Below are 20446 nucleotides of genomic sequence, written 5' to 3' on the forward strand. Positions count from 1 at the left end.
AGCGCGTTTCGATCTGATTGAATCAGACCGAAACGCGCTCTAAATATTCGTTTTTAACACGCATCTTTATCCGAAAACCGTTTCATACTTCGGGATGCATTCTATAAGCGCGATATTTTTCGTCCGCTGGCGCGTAAAATTCCCTTTGCACCATCAAGATAAGCCGGTTTCAACTCAAGAGCCAGAAAACGGTGTTTTTCAAACGGACCAGGCATGGAGAGATCACCCGTCCTGATCGCGCTAAAGCCAAAACGGGCATAATAATCCGGGTCGCCAACCAAAAGAATGGCGCCATAGCCACGCAGTTTTGCCTGAGCAATCGCATGCTGCATCAAGGCCGAGCCGATGCCGCGCCCGCTTGCCGATGGATCAACGGCAAGTGGACCAAGCAATAAAGCTGATAGCGGCAAGCCGGACGCATCATGGCCAGCATGGATATTCCACAACCGGACAGTGCCTGCCAGTTGCCCATGGTGATCAATCGCTGAAAAAGCCAGACCCTCTGCTGCTAAGCGGCCGCGACGCAGTTTTTCTGACGATTTCCTGCGGCGTCCTTCGCCCATGGCGCGATCAAGCAAAGCCTCACGCGCAACATTATGCTCCGCCTTTTCATCCACAATGGAGAAAGCTGGCACAAAAAGCGGCGAGAGGCCGGTTTCAATATTTTCCTGAATTTCCAGATTTGTATTCATGACATCTCAGCCCACGCATGGCAGCCACACAGCCCCACCGGCATCTTGCGATACCGGTGAGATTGAGAGAAGCAATCGGGAAGAACCCGATTGATCAGATGACGTATGATCGGAGCGGTTCAAAGCCATTAAACGCGACTGCCGAATAGGTGGTCGTGTAAGCACCGGTGCCTTCGATGAGAACCTCATCACCAATGGTCAGCGAGATCGGCAGCGGATATGGCGTCTTTTCATAAAGGACATCCGCGCTGTCACAGGTTGGACCCGCCAGAACACAAGGCTCGGTTTCGCCACCATCACGCGGGGTCACAATCTGATAGCGGATCGCCTCATCCATGGTTTCGGCCAGACCGCCAAATTTGCCAATATCGAGATAGACCCAGCGCACATTGTCATTATCCGACTTGCGCGACACCAGCACCACTTCGGTCTTGATCACGCCTGCATTGCCAACCATGCCGCGGCCCGGCTCAATAATGGTTTCTGGAATCCGGTTGCCGAAATGCTTGGAAAGCGCGTCGAAAATCGACATGCCATAAGCCTGAGCGGTCGGAACATCCTTGAGATAGCGGGTTGGAAAGCCGCCACCCATATTGACCATACGCAAGATGATGCCTTCGTCAGCCAGCGTGCGGAAAACCGATGCAGCATCGCCAAGCGCACGATCCCATGCGCTAAGATCTGTCTGCTGTGAGCCAACGTGGAACGACACACCATAGGAATCAAGACCAAGCGACTTTGCATGACGCAGCACGTCAATCGCCATGGCAGGTACGCAACCAAACTTGCGCGACAGCGGCCATTCAGCGCCTTCACCATCGGTCAGAACACGGCAGAATACACGACTGCCGGGAGCGGCACGCGCAATCTTTTCAACCTCTTCAACGCAATCAACGGCAAAGAGGCGAATGCCCAGCTCGAAGGCACGCGCGACATCACGCTCTTTCTTGATGGTGTTGCCATAAGAAATGCGGTTTGGTGTTGCGCCCGCTTCCAGTGCCATTTCAATTTCGGCAACCGATGCCGTATCAAAGCACGAGCCAAGCGATGCCAAAAGGCGTAAAACTTCCGGTGCAGGATTTGCCTTCACAGCATAAAAAATGCGCGAATAAGGCAATGCCTTTTCAAAATTATGATAGTTTTCGCGCACGACGTCGGTATCGACGACGAGGCAAGGACCATCCGGACGACGGGTGTTGAGGAAGTCGATAATACGCTGTGTAGCCATGGTCGTTCTCCCGCACGGCTTATACAAATGCCGCATTCAAAGGGACAAAGTATATGCATAAGCGTATCCGCAGTGAGGCCAGCCTTTGGAGATGCTGAGGTCACGCGAAAACTCATGCGGCGATGGAACAACGCTCAACTCGCGTCACTCCGCTTTGTCTGCCTTGGATTGGAGTTGGAGAACCGCGTCCGCACTTCTGGCAATGAAGGTGTGCCTCTTCAGCAATTTCGGCTTTTGGACAGCCGAAAGACACTAGAAAGGCCCGCACCGTCGTTGCTTCAAGATGTCCTTGATCTGGCGGTTGGCCAACAGATCAACTGGAGCGGTTAGGTCCAGGTACCGTACCGAATTCCTCACCATTCGAGGATCGGCGGACACCCACAGGCACGTGCGACTTTGGGCAATGGCGATATAATCGCAAACATGTGTCCATACAATGACAAATATGTGCGAGGAAAAATTATTTTTCAGACGGATCAAACGGGCGCCATACTTGCCATTGTTCAATATTAGTGAAACAATTCATGGGTATAATTTCCGTTTCTTGAACCATAAACGCTGTTTTCCCAGGCAAGTCGTGAACAATGTCCCAGTTTTTTCCTTCATTGATCTCATCAAACCAGATGAAACAGGTCCGAAACGCTTCACAGGCATCCCATTACGAAGTGAGCAATTGGCCACGAAAAACAGCGATAACATGTTTCAAATGCAAAAAGCGTTCATAAATTTGCAGCATACAGGCGAATCACCTGCCAGAAAGCAGGGTTTTACCAAATGCTGCCTGCCCATTCCCGGCAGCCCCTTTTCAACCACGTAAAATCGCATCAGGACACAAGGCCGAGCCATGGATACTCTCACACGTATGCGCGCATTCATCGACGTGGTCGAAGCAGAAGGTTTTTCGGCAGCGGCACGAAAAATCGGACGTTCCAAGGCACTGCTTTCCAAATATGTACGCGAACTGGAAGACGAACTCGGGGCACGGTTGTTAAACCGCACAACCCGTCAGTTCTCACTCACAGAAGCAGGCCATACCTATTATCACCGCGCCGGTGAGATCATTCGCGAGATCGACGCATTACAGGATGCTGTCAGCGAAACAAATTCGGATGCCCGCGGACGCATCAAACTTTCTGCACCACGTACCTTTGCCGATGCGGTAATCGGACAATCGCTGATCGATTTCTGCCTTGCACATCCAGAAATCGTTCTTGATGTGCGGCTGGATGATCGCTTTGTCGATATGGTGGAAGAGGGTTTCGATCTTGCCATTCGCATCACGCGCCTGCAGGATTCCTCACTCATTGCCAAAAGGCTTGCACCCTTCCATTCAGTGCTGTGCGGAGCACCGGAACTCATTGCCCGTGTTGGCAAACCACAACGCCCGGAAGACCTGACGGACAAACCCTGCATCATCGATACCAATGCGCGTTCACGCAATAACTGGCATTTCCGCAATGTTGACGGCTCGATGATGACCATATCGGTCAATGGGCCCATCGAAATAAACAGCCCCGTTGCAACCAAGACCGCAGCACTTGCCGGGCTTGGCTTTTGCACACTTCCGGCTTTCATCGCGGAAGAGGAAATCGAGCGCGGCAGGCTTATTCCGTGCCTTGAGGAATTTATCATAAAGGATGGGGGGATTTATGCAGTTTACCCGCATCGCCGATATCTGCCCGCCAAAATTCGCGCGCTTGTCGATTTCCTGGCACAATGGTTTAAAGACCACGAAACGCGCGAAGACACAAAACTGTAAGCAACAGCATATAAACGACAGCTCATACAAATTGTGTCGCTGGTCCCACTTTTGCCGCCTTCACCATTATCTCTTACGGGGTAACTTCTGGAATCATACATGCTCGATTTATGCCCATGGCTTAAAAAACCTGTTGGCCTCGCGGTAACGCTGATCGCAGTGTTCACGCCTGTGGCAACAATTGCGCATCCGCATGTCTTTGCCGATGCGCGGCTGGAGCTGACAATTGCCCCCGATGGCACGGTGCAAAATCTCGCCCATATCTGGCGCTTTGATGATGTATTTTCATCGACCGTGCTGATGGAATTTGACAAGAACGGCGATTTGCAGCTCGACAAGAATGAGCTGATTGACCTTGGCCATGTCATCAATGATTCCATTGCCGAGTTTAAATATTTCCAGACCGTGCTTGCCGATGGCAAAGATGTCAAAATGGCTCGTCCCAAAGATCTGGCAGCGGATTTTATCGACAATCAATTGCTGATTATCTTTACCAGCAAGCCCGAAAAGCCACTGAAGCTTGAACCCGGACACAAGGTCAGTTTTGGCGTTTATGATCCGACTTTCTATACGGCCATCGATTATGTCAGTGACAAGGAAATGACCGTCAAAGGCCTTCCCGCCGGCTGCAAGTCCAGCGTCGTGCGCCCTGATCCTGATGAAGCTATTGCGCAAAATCAGGGAACCCTGACGGATGCCTTTTTCAATGATCCGGCAGGCACAGACATGTCGAAGATTTTTGCCACCCGTCTTGAAATAGACTGCGAGAAAAAAGGATAGGGGCCTTATGAGAACAATGCTCCGTTTCATTCTCACAATAAGTCTTGTGATGATCACCACACATATGTGGGCGCAATCATCATTGGGCATTGGTGCCAATGAAGTCGCCATGAAACCGACCGGACCTTTTGCGCATATCATACTGTGGATGAATGAACAGCAGCGCAGCTTCTATCTCGCCATGACCAATGCGCTCAAAGCCATGCGCGAAGATCCATGGCAGGCATCTGTGCTGATCGGTCTTTCCTTCGTCTATGGCATTTTCCATGCGGCTGGTCCCGGCCATGGCAAGGCTGTGATTTCATCTTATATGATCGCCAATGAAACAGCGCTGAAACGCGGCATTTTCCTGTCTTTCATCTCATCACTTCTGCAAGCGATCATGGCCGTATTCGTGGTGGGACTGGCATGGTTTCTATTGCGCGGCACCGGCATTTCGATGAACCAAACCGCACGCTATATGGAGATTGCAAGTTTCGGGCTAGTGCTGTTTTTCGGCCTCTGGCTGCTTGCACGCAAATTGCCGCTTTTGTTTAAAAGAGGTGATGGCGATGAGCCTTCATCGACAAGTGCCCTTTTTACAGCGACCCCGCAAACAGCCCTGGCCAATGGCCCTGCCTGGCAGGGCAGCGTTTCGCAAAGCACACGGGCGCTCGGCACAAGCAACACTGTCAGGCTCAATTACAAGCCTGCAAATGCCACCACAGATCATGTTTTCATCGGTGAAGGCGACATATGCGCAGATTGCGGCAATGCCCATATTGCAGATCCATCAACGCTTGGTGACGATTTTAACTGGAAAACCGCATGGTCAGCAATATTTTCAGTGGGCCTGCGCCCCTGCTCCGGTGCGCTGATCGTGCTGACCTTTGCACTTCTCAACGGTTTGATGATTGGCGGATTGCTCTCGGTCTTTGCAATGGCCTTTGGCACATTTCTGACAGTCGCCTTTCTCGCAACCCTTGCCGTAACCGCCAAGAACACCGCCTTGCGCTTTGCGGGCAGCAGCGCCATGACAGGACGGCTGAAAGCAGCAATTGAAGTGGGCGCGGCTTTGTTTATTGCGCTGACCGGTGCCCTGCTACTCAGCGCTGCACTCGCAGTTTAATTCTTGTTCTGGCAGCGCGAGCGCAGCCAGAATATGCCAAAGAAACTAAGCACGAACACTATTCCAAAAATAGCCGCAGCAATATGCGAACGTTCACCAAGCGCAATCATAATGCTCGGCAAATAATAGGCGAACACGCCAAATCCAACCAGAATAATGGCCGCGGCAATTGCCGGATTGCTCTTCTTCGATTCAGCCAAGACTGCGAAACTCCTCAAGCTTCTTTTTCTGCTTACCGTCCCTATCAAAATTTGTCCGTGCAAGCCATGCCTGATAGGCCTGTTTCAATGCTGGCCACTCGCTGTCGATAATCGAGAACCACGCAGAGTCACGGTTTTTTCCTTTCGCAATCATATGCTGACGAAAAGTGCCTTCAAACTGAAAGCCAAAACGTGTCGCCGCCCGCTTGGATGGCGCATTGTCATCATTGCATTTCCATTCATAGCGGCGATAACCAAGCTCATCAAAAACATACTGCATGAACAGAAACTGCGCTTCGGTCGCAGCCGGTTTACGCGAAATAAGCGGTCCCCAATAGACATTTCCAATCTCGATAGCACCATGAACCGGATCAATGCGCATCAGCGCCTGACGGCCAGCAACCTTGCCGCTGGCCTTGTCTATAACGGCAAAGAACAATGGATCTTCGCTGGTCGAGGCTTTATCAAGCCATGGCTGAAAATCTTCGCGCGTTTGAGGCGGAAACTCGAACAACCACGTAAAACGCCGATCCGCATCATCGACAGAAGAAGCGGCAAAAAGCTCATCTCCATGCTTTTGCGCATCAAGCGGCTCAAGTCGGACATAGTGGCCTTCCAGCACTTTTCGTTCAGGCTTCGGGCGTTGTGTCCAGTTGTGCAAATCAGTCATCTTATGCTCCCATCTGATACAGACAGGAGCATAAAAGGCGGATTACGCAAACAGGAAAATTTTCACGTTTTTTACTATGGCTTATTTTTCCCTGACTGCAGCACGATCCACGGAGACAGCCTTGACAAGCGCCACGACCTGATCGCCCACAGCAAGCCCCAGATCATCAACCGAGCGCCGGGTCAGCCTTGCACCAAGACGCCGTCCCTGAAAGTCGAGCGCGACATGCGCATTGGGACCGTCTGCCGTTTCAATCGCCACAATGGAAACCGGCAAGACATTGCGAATACTGATTGCATCTGGTGCCTTGCGGGCAATCGAGACATCGCGTGCGCGAACCCGAAGACGCACATGCATATTTTGCTGAAGCCCCGTATCGCTTAGCTGGAATGTTGTCCCGCCAAGGTCGATTTCTGCAAGCTTGTAATGCTCGTCATAGGCGCAAACTATCCCCTCCAGCAACACGCCAGCCCCCTCGCCATCCCCATCGATGAGCGGGAAAATTTCAGCAGCCTCGCCACTGGCTTTCACCTTGCCGGCTGAGAGCAAGACAATTTCATCGGCAAGCCGCGCAACCTCATCGATTTCATGGCTGACATAGACAATCGGCACATGGCTTTCATCGCGAAGGCGCTCGATAAATGGCAAAATCTCCTGCCTGCGAGCATGGTCAAGCGAAGAAAGCGGCTCATCAAGCAGCAGCAAAGCCGGATCAGACAAAAGCGCACGACCAATTGCCACGCGCTGCCGCTCACCACCTGAAAGCGTTGATGGACGACGATCAAGCAAATGCGCAACACCAAGCAGCGCCACCACTTCATCAAAACTGCGTCTGTTCTGGCGCTTGCCAGCCCAACGCGCATAATTGAGATTGCGCTTCACACTCATATGCGGAAACAGCCGCGCATCCTGAAACACATAGCCGATACGCCGTTTTTCAGGCGGCAGGTTGATGCCTTTATCTGCATCAAAAAGCGTAAAATCATCAACAGCTATACGGCCAGTTTCCGGGCGCAGTGTGCCTGCAATCATTTTGAGAAGAGTAGTCTTTCCCGCACCTGAATGCCCGAAAAGAGCCGTTATGCCTAAACCTGCGGAGAAATCTGCCTCAACCTCAAATTTGCCATTACGACCAGTGACAAAAACTTCAAGACCGCTCATTTCGCGTCTCCTGCAAGCCTGCGCTGCAACCATTCAGACAACACCACGGCGGCGATAGAAATGGCTGCGGAAATCGCAATCAAACGGAAAGCTTCAGCGTCACCGCTCGGCGTCTGCAACAGCGCATAAATTGCCAGCGACAGCGTTTGCGTTTCACCCGGAATGTTGGAAACAAAAGTGATGGTTGCACCAAATTCACCCAGCGCCTTGGCAAAACCAAGCACAGCACCCGCCAGAATACCCGGCAGCAAGGGCGGCAAAATCACCGTGAAAAAAGATACAAACCTGTTGGCGCCCAGCGTACGCGCCGCTTCTTCCAGCCCGCGATCAAGCCCTTCAATCGACAGGCGAATAGGGCGCACCAGCAAAGGAAACGCCATCACACCAACAGCAAGTGCCGCCCCTGTCCAGCGAAAAGAAAAGGAAAGGCCAAACCATTCCTGCAAAGGTGCGCCAAGCGCACCGCGCGCTCCAAACAGGATCAGCAGCAGATATCCCGTCACCACCGGCGGCAAAACCAGCGGCATGGTGACAATGGCCTGCACAAGCGACTTGCCCGGAAAATTAAACCGGGCAAGAATCCATGCAACAAGGAAGGCGATGGGCAGCGCCACTAAAATAGCTATTCCGGCAACCCGGAGCGACAGAGCAACAATCTGCCAGACATCCCCTTCACTCATTATTCAGTTGCCTCTTTAGCGCCTACAAAGCCCTTATCCTTGATGATCGCCTGACCGGCATCGCTTTCAAGGAAAGCAAGAAAAGCCTTGGCCGCATCGGTTTCATTTTTCGCAATCAGGGCCGCAGGATAAAGAATAGGCGCATGGCTGGAAGCCGGGAAGCGATAGGCTTCAATCAGATCAGGTGCTGCTGCGCGATCAGATGCATAGACTATTGCAGCCTTCACTTCAGCACGGCTCACATATTGAAGGGCAACCCGCACATTTTCGGTAAAGACAGCGTTCTTTTCAACGTCTTTCCAGATGCCAAGCTTTTCGAGCGCGGCCTTGCCATATTTGCCAGCAGGCACATTTGATGGATCACCCATGGCAAAACGACCAGCGCTTAAGAGTTCCTTGGCATCACCCTTTGCATCATCTTTCTGCGTTGCAATCACCAATGCATTACCGGCAATCACCTTGCGCGAAGCCTTGTCAATCACATCAGCTTTCTCGACATAATTCATCCAGTCGAGATCGGCAGAAATGAATATATTTGCTGGTGCGCCCTGCTCTATCTGCTTTGCAAGAACCGATGACGAAGCAAAAGAAGCAACCACTTCTGTACCGTCCTTGGCCTTGATCTGCTTGGCAGCTTCCTCGATCACATCCTTCATGCTGGCTGCGGCAAAAACCGTGACCTTTTCAGCAGCATGGGCAACCGATGCAGCGCCGGCTGCAACCGTGATAAGAAATGCAGCAATAAGTTTTTTCATTGTCGACCTCCATAGAACCCGAATTTGGGCAATCACCATCATCCGCCGAAAAAATCCGACGCTATTTCAACTTGCGATGATGGGAATGATGGAGGCAAACGCGACCCGGATGCCGTCAGACCCTTGGCTAACATGGGCGTTCATGCAAAAGTCGCCCCATTTTCCGTAACGAATTCAGATCGTTCCGAAAACGAGGCCACTTTAAAGAGCTGTGTTGGCTTTGACTAGGGTCAGGACACGAATATAATGCGGCAAAAGAACCGCGCACCCCTAAATTCTAGCGACCAATATGTTTGTGGCTTGTGCCGCGCTGCTTGGCGAGACGTACCTGTTTTTCACGCTCGGCAAAGCGTGCTCGATCTTCCGGCGTGCGCTCATCATAACAGCCCGCGCAGGAAATGCCTTCCTCGAAAAACTGTGAAAGCTTGTCTTGCGCAGTGATCGGACGACGGCAGGCCCGGCAAAGTTCAATATCACTTTCCGTCAACCCATGGCCGATTGCCACGCGCTCGTCGAACACGAAGCAATCCCCCTTCCACATGCTTTCTTCCTTGGGCACGTCTTCAAGATATTTCAGAATGCCGCCCTTGAGATGAAACACATCATCAAAACCCAAACCTTTGACAAAGGCAGTCGCCTTCTCGCAACGAATGCCGCCCGTGCAGAACATGGCAATCTTCTTGCCTTCAAGCTTATCGCGGTTTTGCTCTACCCATTGTGGAAACTCGCGGAAGGTTTTGGTGTTCGGATCAAGCGCACCCTCGAAAGTGCCAATCGCATATTCATAATCATTGCGGGTATCGACCACCACGGTATCTTCATCGGCAATCAGCGCATTCCAGTCCTTTGGCGCAATATAGGTGCCAACGCTTTTCAGCGGATCAATGCCATCCACACCCATGGTCACAATTTCACGCTTCAAACGCACCTTCATGCGATAGAAGGGCATTTCAGTTGCATGGGAATATTTAAGCTCGGGATTGGCAAGCTCAGGGATAGACGTGATGTAAGCAATCAACTTCTCAATGGCAGGTTTTGTGCCTGCAACCGTTCCGTTAATACCTTCCGCAGCCAGCAGCAACGTCCCCTTGATGCCATTTGAGCAGCACAGCTCGGCCAGCGGCTCACGCAGGCTTTCATATTGCGGCAGCGGCGCAAAACAATAAAGGGCAGCAACAGTAAAAGGTAAATTACTCATCGGTCGTATCTCTTTTCGGTTTCTTCCGAACTAGTCCCCGAACGCGGCAAATTCAAGTTATTTATCCCCGCCCCCTGAAAGGCAGCGACAATCTGGCCTCGATAAATGTGCATTTCAGAGGGAACCCTATTGTTTGATACCGAAACTTTTGCAGCAATTATTACAATGGCCAATGAAGCGGAGATTACCCCTGCCGCACTTCTTGCGGTCGCAGAAGTCGAAAGCGGTGGCCGTGCCCTTTTTGACGTGACCGGAAAAAAAGAACCGGCCATCCGTTTTGAAGGCCATTATTTCGACCGCCGACTTGCCGGCAAGCTCAGGGATCAGGCGCGAAAGGCCGGATTGTCAGCACCCGAAGCCGGGCGGGTACGAAACCCAAAAACGCAGCGTGAACGCTGGCTTTTGCTGGAAAGGGCTATAAAACTTCACAGACAGGCAGCGCTTGAATCCACCTCATGGGGTCTTGGTCAGGTGATGGGTGCCCATTGGCAATGGCTTGAATATCGCAGCATTGATGAACTGGTGACAGAAGCCCGCAGCAGCATTGCAGGTCAGGTCGCCTTGATGCTGAACTTTATCGACAAGGCCGGGCTGAAAACAACGCTTCGGGAAAAGAACTGGCGCAATTTTGCGCGTCGTTATAATGGGCCAGGTTTTGCCCGCAATCACTATGACAGCCGCATGGCCGCAGCCTATGAAAGATGGAGCCGCAGCTTGAGCCATATGTTTCAAACAGTGTAAAAAAGGGCGCTCAAAGCGCATCCCGAAAAGTGTGAAGCGGTTTTCGGATAAGATGCGCTTTAAAACTAAGCTTTAGAGCGCCCTTCTTTTTACAACAGAACGACAGCTTATTGTGGCAGCTTGTCGTCAACACCTTCAACATAGAAGTTCAGACCGAGCAATGTTGCATCATCAGCCTGTTCGCCTTCCTTAAGCCATACCGAACCGTCCTGCTTCTTGATAGGACCAGTGAATGGCTTGAGTTCACCCGACTTGATCCTGGCTTCGGTTTCCTCTGCCATTTTCTTCACGTCGTCCGGCATATTGGTATAGGGTGCCATTTTGACGAGGCCTTCCTTCATGCCCCACCAGATATTCTGGCTTTCCCATTTGTCATCAAGCACAGCCTTGGCGCGGTCGATATAATATGGGCCCCAATCATCGACAATCGCGGTGAGCTGGGTTTCAGGACCAAACTTGATCATATCAGAAGCCTGACCGAACGCCTTGATGCCACGCTCATGCGCAACCTGAATGGGAGCGGTCGAATCTGTATGCTGCGTCAGAATATCGACTCCCTGATCAACCAGCGCCTTGGCAGCATCTGCTTCCTTGCCCGGATCAAACCATGAATTGACCCAGATGACCTTCACTTTAAATTCAGGATTGACCGATTGCGCACCAAGCATGAATGCATTGATGCCCTGAACAACTTCCGGGACCGGAACCGAGGCAATATAGCCTGCAACACCCTTTTCCGAAAGCTTTGCAGCGATCTGGCCCTGCACATAACGGCCTTCATAGAAACGTGCATTATAGGCGGAAACATTATCAGCAGTCTTATAGCCGGTTGCATGTTCAAATTTCACATCCGGGAACTTGGCTGCAACCTTGATGGTCGGGTCCATATAGCCAAATGAAGTGGTGAAGATCAGCTTGTTGCCAGCGCGTGCCAGACGTTCAATGGAACGCTCGGCATCGGCACCTTCCGGTACATTTTCGAGAAAAGTGGTTTCAACCTTGTCCCCAAGGGCTTCGATCATTTCCTTACGCGCGACGTCGTGCTGATAAGTCCAGCCGAAATCTCCCGGAGGTCCGATATAGATGAAGCCAACTTTCAGCTTGTCTTCTGCATGTGCTGCACCGCCAAGCACGAAGCTTGCTGCGGTGGCAATCGCCAACAGCATCTTTTTCATGTTCCCTGCACTCCTTTTTTTCACCCTCAAAACAAAACGGCAGGCCGTGGGAGCCGGTCTGCCGTTCAGAACGCATATTTACCTGTCCGGCACGAATGGCTTGCCAAGCGACGCAGGCGTATTCATCATCGTCAAACGTCTGTTGCGCGAGATAATGACCAGCACCACGATGGTCGCAATATAAGGCAAAGCCGACAAAAACTGCGATGGCAGACCAAAGCCAAGCGCCTGCGCGTGAAGCTGTCCGATTGTCACCGCACCAAACAGATAAGCACCGATCAGCACGCGCCACGGACGCCATGATGCAAAAACCACCAGCGCAAGTGCAATCCAGCCGCGCCCGGCTGACATGTTTTCAACCCATTGCGGCACGTAAACCAGTGAAAGCTGCGCCCCGGCAAGCCCGGCGCAAGCTCCGCCAAACAGCACAGCCAGATAGCGCGTACGCACCACATGCACACCAAGCGCATGGGCAGAGCCGTGATTGTCACCAATGGCCCGCAATTGCAGCCCTGCGCGTGTGCGAAACAAAAACCATGTCACACCGATTACCAGCAGGATGGAGATATAGAAAATCGGATCCTGTCCGAACAAAAAACGTCCGGCATAAGGAATATCGGTCAGATAGGGAATGCTGATTGCATCGAGCCTGACGCCCGGCATGCCGACAAAGCTTTCGCCCAGCATGGCCGATGCACCAATACCCAGAATGGTGAGCGCAAGTCCTGTTGCCACCTGATTGGTTACAAGTGTCAGGGTCAGGAATGCAAAAATACCGGAGAAAAGACTACCGACAATAATGGCTGCAATCATGCCAAGCCATGCCGAACCGGTAAATTGCGCTGCCGCAAAGCCGGACACGGCTCCCATCAGCATCATGCCTTCAACACCAAGGTTAAGCACGCCAGAGCGCTCGACGACCAGTTCGCCAATCGCTGCGATCAGCAAAGGCGTTGCAGCGGTTGCGATGGTGAGAAGGATTGCCTGTGTCAAATCCATTGATCACACCTTTCCTGCTGCGCGACCCGCCACAAAGCGGATGCGATAGTGGATGAGTGTGTCGCAAGCCAACACAAAAAACAGGATCATGCCCTGAAACACCCGGGCCGATTTTTCAGAAATACCAATGGCAACCTGTGCAGCCTCGCCCCCGAGATAGGAAAGCGCCAGAACGAAGCCGGCTGCAATCGCGCCAATCGGGTTGAGCCTGCCAAGAAAAGCGACAATGATGGCCGTAAAGCCATATCCGGGCGAAATGACCGGACGAAGCTGGCCAATTGCACCGGAAGTTTCTGCAATACCGGCTAGACCGGCCAAGGCACCAGAAATCGCAAAAACGAAAAACACCAGCCTGCCCCGGCTGAAACCTGCAAAAAGGCCTGCTCTTGGACTTTGGCCAATAACCTTGATTTCAAAGCCTTTCAGCGTTTTGGCGAGCAAAAACCAGACAATGATTGCAGCAATAATGGCAAAAATGAATCCCCAATGCGCACGTCCCGATGCGCTCCATATTTCCGGCAGCACCGCACTTGCATTAAACTGTCGTGTTTCGGGGAAGTTGTACCCTTCCGGGTTGCGCCATGGACCACGCACCAGCCAATCAAGGAAAAGCTGTGCCACATAGACCAGCATCAGGCTGGTCAGAATTTCATTGGTATTGAAGCGCACTTTCAACAAAGCAGGAATAGATGCATAGGCAGCACCACCTGCCATGCCCATCAGCATCATTAAGGGCAGCACAGCCCATATCTGCAAATCGGGAAACATCACCGGCAGGATGGATCCAGTAATGGCACCGATGATAAATTGCCCTTCGGCGCCGATATTCCAGTTGTTGGACTGGAAACATACACAAAGACCGATCGCAATCAGGATAAGCGGTGTTGCCTTGACCAGAAGCTCATGCCACGACCAGACATCCAGCAAAGGCTCGACAAAGAAGACATAAAGCGCATGAAGCGGATCCTTGCCCATCAATGCAAAGGCAATACCGCCAAAAACAAGCGTCAGCGCCAGTGCCAGCAATGGCGAAACGGCACTGAAGATTTTTGAAGGTTGCGGACGTTTTACCAGTTCAATACGCATCACGCCGCCCCCGCCTGATCAGAGCCGGATATACCCCCCATGAGCAGACCGATCTTTTCCAGCGTCACCTGTGCAATCGGCATTGGTGTGGAAAGCGTGCCATGGTGCATCACGGCAATACGGTCACTGATTTCAAGCAGTTCATCAAGATCCTGACTAATCACAAGAACGGCTGAACCAGAACGGGCGAGATCAACCAGTGCCTGACGGATATGCGCAGCCGCACCCGCATCAACACCCCAGGTCGGCTGATTGACGATCATCACCGCTGGAGAACGATCAAGCTCACGCCCGATGATAAATTTTTGCAGATTGCCACCAGACAAAGCCGATGCCGGCGGGTTTTCAGCACTCTTGCGCACATCCATTGTCTTGATGATACGCTCTGCGGCCAGCCGCAGCGCAGTTTCCGCAATAAGCTTCAAACTGCCTCCGCGCATGAATGATCTGGCATCCGTTTTATAACGTGAGAGAAAAAGATTATCTGTGAGTGACAAAGCAGGTGCTGCGCCATGTCCCAGACGCTCTTCCGGGACAAAAGCGGCGCCCATCATACGGCGATCGCTGATACCGCACTTGCCGGCATCCTGGCCACGAATACGCACGGCGGATGCAGTTGATTGCTGAGCCTCGCCGGAAATGGCTTCAAAAAACTCACCCTGCCCATTGCCTGCAACCCCTGCAATACCAACAACTTCGCCAGCTTTGATAGACAGCGAAATATCGTTTAATGCAGTGGAAAATGGACCCCGCGGTGGCTGCGACAGATTGCTGATTTCCAAAAGCGGGACTGGCTGGCTTTGCGCGCCTTCAATCGGGCTGCGTGCCACGACTTTAATATCATTACCCACCATCATGCGGGCAAGCGATGCGGCAGTTTCCTGCCTTGGATCGCAATGCGCAACAACTTTACCGTGACGCAATACGGTAGCGCGATCACAAAGGCGCTTCACTTCTTCAAGACGATGCGAAATGTAGAGGATCGACTTTCCTTCCGCCTTCAGACGCTCAAGCGTTTCAAACAGACGATCCGCTTCCTGAGGGGTCAGAACCGAGGTGGGTTCGTCAAGAATAATCAGGTCTGGCTGCTGCAAAAGGCAGCGCACAATCTCAATACGCTGGCGCTCCCCCACCGAAAGATCACCAATATGAGCCTGCGGATCAATCGGAAGGCCGTAGGCCTGTCCCACATCATAAGCACGCTTGGCAATGTCAGAAAGCGAGAGCGAACCTTCAAGAGAAAGAGCAATATTTTCGGCAGCAGTCAGCGAGTCAAACAATGAGAAATGCTGAAAAACCATACCAATGCCAAGCTTTCTGGCCATGGCAGGCTCGGTAATCGTTACACGCTCGCCTTTCCAGACGATCTCGCCTTCCAGCGGCTGCAATGCCCCGAACAGCATTTTTACAAATGTGGATTTGCCAGCACCATTCTCGCCCAGAAGCGCGTGAATTTCTCCTTCAGCAATGACAAGATCAACGGCATCACAGGCTTTGAGCTTACCAAATATCTTAGTAAGCCCACGGACATCCAGAAGAGGCCGGGCGGTTAAAGGCGCTGACATTATTCCCCGAGTTTATTTTTGGATAATCTTATCCAGCAAGATCACAGTTGAAAAGCTAAAAAGAAAACGGCGGAGGACATATGCACACCGCCGTCAGATTTATACACTCAACATAAACTATGGGAGCAGGATAGTCGCACCCGTTGTCTTACGCGCTTCAAGGTCTTCATGCGCCTTGCGCACATCTTTAAGCGCATAGGTCTGGTTGATTTCGATCTTCACCGCGCCGCTCGCCACCACATCGAATAATTCATTCGCGGTCTTTTCGAGTTCAGAACGCTTGGCGACATAATTGAACAATGTCGGGCGGGTCGCAAAAAGCGAGCCTTTCTGCGCAAGCAGATTGAGATCAAAAGGTGGAATAACGCCAGATGACTGACCAAAACAGGCAAACATGCCCAGCGGCTTCAAAACATCAAGCGAACCCATATAGGTATCACGCCCAACGGAGTCATAGACAACATTGACGCCTTCGCCGCCGGTCAGTTCCTTCACACGCTCAACAAAGTTTTCGGTGCGGTAATTGATGACATGATCATAACCATGCGCCTTGGCCAAAGCGACCTTCTCTTCCGATCCGGCCGTCCCGATAACAGTTGCGCCAAGATGCTTCGCCCATTGACCGGCAATAAGCCCGACACCACCGGCTGCCGCATGAAACAGGATTGTATGTCCCGGCTTCACCACAAAGGTCTGACGCAGAAGATATTGCGCCGTCATACCTTTAAGCATCATGGCTGCGGCAGTTGTCAGTTCGATATTGTCTGGTACTTTGACAAGCCTGTCGGCGGGCAAAATACGTTCTTGCGCATAGGAACCCGGTGTCGCAGCATAGGCAACCCGATCACCAATTTTGAGATTTTCAACCCCGTCGCCAACGGCCACAACAATGCCTGCACCTTCATTGCCGGGTGTGAACGGCATCTGCGACGCTTTGTAAAGTCCGGTACGGAAATAGACATCGATGAAGTTCAGCCCGATAGCCTCGTGACGCACCTTGGCTTCACCCGCTTGCGGTTCACCGATCTCGACCTGCTCATATTGCAGAACTTCCGGTCCGCCAGTCTGGTGAACCCGAATGGCATTAATCATGTTTCCTCAGCCTTTCTTTTTCGCGTCAGCCGCCTGCTCCGCCGCAATCACCGCAGCGGTTCGTCCAAGCTGTGGAAAGAACTGCATGATTGCACCGATGAAATAGATATAAAGCCCCGTCACCGTAATGCCGATGCGCACCCAGAGCGGGGCATCAAGCATATAATAAAGACCGGCAACACCAAAAGCACACCAGAGTAAAAAGATCGTCAGATTAAGCGGGCGCAGACGCACCACGCGCACCGGATGCAAAAAGCTGATTGGCAGGAAAGAAAGAATGGCCGACAGGACCACAATGGCAAAAGCTTCCCATTCGCCGGGGCGGACAATGAAAAGCGTGAAAACCACCATGTTCCAGACAACGGGGAAGCCTTTGAAGAAATTCTCCTTGGTCTTCATACCGGTATCGGCATAATAAATTGCGCTGGTTATCACTATGATCGCCCCGGATATGAAGGAAAGATTGGTCCCCATAAATCCGCTTTGATAGAGCGCAAAGGCTGGTATCAGGACATAGGTCACATAGTCGATGATATTATCGAGCAGCTCTCCCGACCAGTTGGGAAGAACATATTTGACTTCCAGCTTGCGGGCAATCGGTCCATCAATACCATCGACAAACAGTGCCAGGCCAAGCCACCACCACATAGCGGTATAACGCCCGTCACTGGCTGCAACAATGGATAAAAACGCCAGAAACGATCCCGACGCAGTAAGCAGATGCACAGAAAATGCCTTCGCCTGGGGCGCAGTCACTTTCCTGGCTTTTAATTTTCCGGTCAGTTTGCTTTTCACGCCGCTCGCCATTTCTCTTGATCACCGTCACCCGCATTTTCAAAACAGCATGAGACGGCAGACAGGACTTACGGGCATAAAGCCATCGCAAGCCATACTCTCTTGATAAGCTTTCTCCGAATAAGGCCAAAAGAGCAAGTAAGTCATGAGACAAAACCGCCATCATTCCACCAAAGATTGGGATTTAGCTGAACGCGCAATGGCCTTTGGCTGTCACTTGCGGTTAAATACCATAAGACACGATGCGATAAGAATCGCTTTGGACCGAAACATCTTCGGTCAGGGATAGAGCATTATGAATGATGTAATTGTAGAAAAGCCCCTCACCGAAATCACGATCAGCGGCAGCGGGCCTGCTGGCATGATGGCGGCACTGGCGCTCAGTGCCAAAGGATATCGCACTGCATTGCTCGGCCCTGAAACCGATATCAATGATCGTCGCACCACGGCTCTCATGATGCCTGCCATTCGTTTTCTTGAAGACATCGGAATATGGGCCAATATTGCCCCGGAAGCCGCCCCTCTTGCCTCGATGCGCATTATTGACGCAACAACACGGCTTATCCGCAGCCCCACCGTTACTTTTCGCGCCGGCGAAATTGATGAAGAGGCTTTTGGTTACAATATTCCAAATGCAGCACTCAATCAGAAACTCGCGCAAGCCGTTGCTGAAAATCCGAATATTAAGCGCATAACCCGCAACGCCATTGAATATCGCAACAATAGTGATCACATCACCATCACACTTGCGGATGGCAATACACTGCATACACGACTTGTCGTTGCCGCTGATGGGCGCAATTCTGCAGCGCGTCAGGCAGCAGGCATTCGCACCCGCCGCTGGAGCTATCCGCAGACTGCCGTTGTGCTGTCCTTTGCGCATGAAGTCGATCACCAGAATATCTCGACCGAATTTCACACCGAAGAAGGTCCGTTCACACAGGTTCCGCTTAAAGGAAAGCGCTCCAGTCTGGTTTGGGTTGTTAATCCAAACCGCGCTGACGAGCTGCTTAAACTTGATGAAACAGCTTTTGCCCAGCGTATTGAAGCCATGATGCAATCAATGCTTGGCAGGATTACCATTGATATCCAGCCCCAGGCATGGCCGCTATCGGGGATGGTGCCTTTGTCATTTGCAGCAAAACGCACCATTCTGATCGGTGAGGCAGCCCATGTCTTTCCACCGATTGGTGCGCAGGGTCTCAATCTCGGCACACGCGATGTCGAAACACTCGTCCGGGCAATGGCAAGTGATCCTTCCGATCCCGGTTCAGACCGTGTGATCCGTGCCTATGATCGTGGCCGCCGCCCTGATATTCTGGCACGCACCGGATCAGTCGATGCCTTAAACCGCTCGCTCCTCTCGCCAATGCTTCCTGCACAAATAGCACGCAATATGGGGTTGGAAATGCTGCGCTCATTCGCGCCACTGCGTGCATTCTTCATGCGTGAAGGTTTAAAGCCCGGCAGCGGCTTTTCCAAATTTTTGCCGCAGCTTCCAAAATCACCGGATCATGGAAACCGTGCGACAAAATAGTTAATGCCCCTGAAAATTCTGCAGCTTTAATTTTGCAGCCGATGAACTACATATGTTCCATGGGTATGACACAGATAAAACACGCCAAGTTTCAGATCGGACAGATTGTCAAACATCGACTGTTTCCATTTCGCGGAATCATTTTCGATGTCGATCCGGAATTTGCCAATACGGAAGAATGGTATGATTCCATTCCCGCAGAAACACGGCCACGCCGCGATCAGCCATTTTATCATCTTTTGGCAGAAAACGAGGAGGCCGAATATATGGCCTATGTTTCCGAGCAGAATCTCATAGCGGACATAAGCGATAAACCCCTGCGCCATCCGCAGATCAGGGAAATGTTTGATAAGCTTGAGAATGGATCATATCGCGTCAAGCTCCATGCAAACTGAGCACATCCCGAAAAGCGGAAAGCCGGTTTTCGGAACAAGGTGTACAAACAAAAAGGGCGCTAAAAGCGCCCTTTATCAATTCATGCACAGCGCAAATTAATTCGCTGCACCCTTTGCCTTGGCCTGTTCAGCCTTCATCTTTTCTTCGAATTCCTTCTGGCGCTTTGCAACAGCATCCTGAAGTTCTTTCTGGCGTTCTTCAAGTTCAGACTGCTTGAGACCCGGACCGGTAAGAGCTGCCGAGAAACCGGTCAGCGCAACAGGAATCGGGTTCTGCTTGTTCTGGTAGTTAACCGAAGTCAGAGTAAGCTTGCTGCCCTTCTTGAGCGCATTGATCAGATCGACAGAGAGCGGAGCCTCAGCAATACAACGATCCGGGAAGCAGATGCCATATTCAAGCTTGGTTGGCTTGTTGTTGTCGATCTGCAAGCCAACGCCCGCAGGAATCAGACGACCGATTGGTACAGTGACCTGAAAAATCTTGCGGTTGATCTTGCCCTTGATCTCAATGAGGTTCACAGCGGTCAATAGCTGGCCTGAGTCAGCGGTCACAATGTTCTGCGTATTGCAGATGTCATTGTCTTCCTGTTTTGAGCAAACCTTGAACCAGCCCTGCGGGGGCTGCTGTGCGGCTGCCGGCATTGTCGCAGAGGCAAGCAGGGCGAACGCGCCAGCAAATGCAGATGCGGCAGCGATTGTCTTCGTGCTGGTCATGATCAACGGTTTCCTTTCAAGGCTTTGATCTTCCGTCTCTGTTTTGAGTCAGCGATAGACCGTCACTGATTTGAAAATGCGGCAACAGCGTGACCTCCGGGTATGAACAATCCCGA

The 20446-nt window shown here is 51.8% G+C and carries 21 protein-coding genes; 6 read left to right on the forward strand and 15 right to left on the reverse strand.

Annotated features, from left to right (window positions below; translation table 11 throughout):
• Positions 1-101: 101 nt before the first annotated feature.
• Both FHY56_RS14300 and odc2 read right to left on the reverse strand, forming a co-directional pair.
• Positions 102-692: a GNAT family N-acetyltransferase gene (locus FHY56_RS14300; RefSeq protein ID WP_140905837.1), complete on the reverse strand. Its 591-nt coding sequence runs from the start codon at positions 690-692 to the stop codon at positions 102-104.
• 94 nt (positions 693-786) lie between these two features.
• On the reverse strand, positions 787-1920 hold the full coding sequence (odc2, locus tag FHY56_RS14305) for an ornithine/lysine decarboxylase (protein ID WP_140905838.1): 1134 nt from the start codon (positions 1918-1920) through the stop codon (positions 787-789).
• 844 nt (positions 1921-2764) lie between these two features.
• On the opposite strand from odc2, the gene FHY56_RS14310 reads away from it, so the two are divergent.
• The 3 genes from FHY56_RS14310 (at position 2765) to FHY56_RS14320 (ending at position 5567) form a co-directional block, all read left to right on the forward strand.
• Positions 2765-3679: a LysR family transcriptional regulator gene (locus FHY56_RS14310; protein ID WP_140905839.1), complete on the forward strand. Its 915-nt coding sequence runs from the start codon at positions 2765-2767 to the stop codon at positions 3677-3679.
• 99 nt (positions 3680-3778) lie between these two features.
• Positions 3779-4459, forward strand: coding sequence for a DUF1007 family protein (locus FHY56_RS14315; protein WP_140905840.1), 681 nt, complete (start codon positions 3779-3781; stop codon positions 4457-4459).
• A 7-nt stretch (positions 4460-4466) separates the two neighbouring features.
• Positions 4467-5567, forward strand: a complete 1101-nt coding sequence (locus FHY56_RS14320; RefSeq protein ID WP_140905841.1) for a nickel/cobalt transporter — start codon at positions 4467-4469, stop codon at positions 5565-5567.
• Here the strand turns inward: FHY56_RS14320 and FHY56_RS14325 are convergent.
• From FHY56_RS14325 to trhO, 6 genes are all read right to left on the reverse strand, one after another.
• Entirely contained in the window at positions 5564-5767 is a 204-nt protein-coding gene (locus FHY56_RS14325) for a hypothetical protein (RefSeq protein WP_168927614.1), read from the reverse strand. The two genes, FHY56_RS14320 and FHY56_RS14325, sit on opposite strands and share 4 nt — an antisense overlap.
• A complete protein-coding gene (locus FHY56_RS14330) occupies positions 5760-6437 on the reverse strand; it encodes a GNAT family N-acetyltransferase (RefSeq protein WP_140905843.1) in 678 nt (225 codons plus the stop codon). The genes FHY56_RS14325 and FHY56_RS14330 overlap by 8 nt, the downstream gene beginning before the upstream one ends.
• An 81-nt stretch (positions 6438-6518) precedes the next feature.
• The gene (gene modC / locus FHY56_RS14335; RefSeq protein WP_140905844.1) at positions 6519-7598 is read right to left on the reverse strand and encodes a molybdenum ABC transporter ATP-binding protein; all 1080 of its coding nucleotides are present in this window, start codon (positions 7596-7598) and stop codon (positions 6519-6521) included.
• Positions 7595-8278, reverse strand: coding sequence for a molybdate ABC transporter permease subunit (gene modB, locus FHY56_RS14340; protein ID WP_140905845.1), 684 nt, complete (start codon positions 8276-8278; stop codon positions 7595-7597). Before modB ends, modC begins: the two co-directional genes overlap by 4 nt.
• Complete coding sequence (gene modA, locus FHY56_RS14345; protein WP_140905846.1) at positions 8278-9033, reverse strand: molybdate ABC transporter substrate-binding protein; 756 nt, start codon at positions 9031-9033, stop codon at positions 8278-8280. The genes modB and modA overlap by 1 nt, the downstream gene beginning before the upstream one ends.
• Positions 9034-9310: 277 nt before the next feature.
• Positions 9311-10231 (reverse strand): oxygen-dependent tRNA uridine(34) hydroxylase TrhO, encoded by a 921-nt coding sequence (gene trhO / locus FHY56_RS14350; RefSeq protein WP_140905847.1) that lies wholly within the window; start codon positions 10229-10231, stop codon positions 9311-9313.
• Positions 10232-10360: 129 nt separating this feature from the next.
• Here trhO and FHY56_RS14355 point away from each other — a divergent pair, with 129 nt between their 5' ends.
• On the forward strand, positions 10361-10972 hold the full coding sequence (locus FHY56_RS14355; protein WP_140905848.1) for an N-acetylmuramidase family protein: 612 nt from the start codon (positions 10361-10363) through the stop codon (positions 10970-10972).
• Positions 10973-11079: 107 nt separating this feature from the next.
• Here the strand turns inward: FHY56_RS14355 and FHY56_RS14360 are convergent, their stop codons facing one another.
• The 6 genes from FHY56_RS14360 to pcsA all read right to left on the reverse strand — a co-directional run bounded on the left by FHY56_RS14360 (position 11080) and on the right by pcsA (position 17696).
• On the reverse strand, positions 11080-12147 hold the full coding sequence (locus tag FHY56_RS14360; protein ID WP_140905849.1) for a BMP family ABC transporter substrate-binding protein: 1068 nt from the start codon (positions 12145-12147) through the stop codon (positions 11080-11082).
• A 78-nt stretch (positions 12148-12225) separates the two neighbouring features.
• Positions 12226-13146, reverse strand: a complete 921-nt coding sequence (locus tag FHY56_RS14365; RefSeq protein ID WP_140905850.1) for an ABC transporter permease — start codon at positions 13144-13146, stop codon at positions 12226-12228.
• A 3-nt stretch (positions 13147-13149) separates the two neighbouring features.
• Entirely contained in the window at positions 13150-14232 is a 1083-nt protein-coding gene (locus FHY56_RS14370; protein ID WP_140905851.1) for an ABC transporter permease, read from the reverse strand.
• Positions 14232-15797, reverse strand: a complete 1566-nt coding sequence (locus FHY56_RS14375) for an ABC transporter ATP-binding protein (RefSeq protein ID WP_140905852.1) — start codon at positions 15795-15797, stop codon at positions 14232-14234. The genes FHY56_RS14370 and FHY56_RS14375 overlap by 1 nt, the downstream gene beginning before the upstream one ends.
• Before the next feature lie 117 nt (positions 15798-15914).
• On the reverse strand, positions 15915-16889 hold the full coding sequence (locus FHY56_RS14380) for a quinone oxidoreductase family protein (RefSeq protein ID WP_140905853.1): 975 nt from the start codon (positions 16887-16889) through the stop codon (positions 15915-15917).
• Positions 16890-16895: 6 nt separating this feature from the next.
• Positions 16896-17696, reverse strand: coding sequence for a phosphatidylcholine synthase (gene pcsA / locus FHY56_RS14385; RefSeq protein ID WP_140905854.1), 801 nt, complete (start codon positions 17694-17696; stop codon positions 16896-16898).
• 283 nt (positions 17697-17979) lie between these two features.
• On the opposite strand from pcsA, the gene FHY56_RS14390 reads away from it, so the two are divergent.
• Complete coding sequence (locus FHY56_RS14390; RefSeq protein ID WP_140905855.1) at positions 17980-19221, forward strand: UbiH/UbiF family hydroxylase; 1242 nt, start codon at positions 17980-17982, stop codon at positions 19219-19221.
• A 59-nt stretch (positions 19222-19280) separates the two neighbouring features.
• On the forward strand, positions 19281-19616 hold the full coding sequence (gene hspQ / locus FHY56_RS14395; RefSeq protein ID WP_140905856.1) for a heat shock protein HspQ: 336 nt from the start codon (positions 19281-19283) through the stop codon (positions 19614-19616).
• 96 nt (positions 19617-19712) lie between these two features.
• On the opposite strand, the gene FHY56_RS14400 is transcribed toward hspQ, so the two are convergent.
• Positions 19713-20330, reverse strand: a complete 618-nt coding sequence (locus FHY56_RS14400) for an invasion associated locus B family protein (protein ID WP_140905857.1) — start codon at positions 20328-20330, stop codon at positions 19713-19715.
• Between the last annotated feature and the right edge of the window lie 116 nt (positions 20331-20446).

Origin of the sequence: Brucella gallinifaecis, from assembly GCF_006476605.1 — a bacterium.
Classification (GTDB): Bacteria; Pseudomonadota; Alphaproteobacteria; order Rhizobiales; family Rhizobiaceae; genus Brucella; species Brucella gallinifaecis.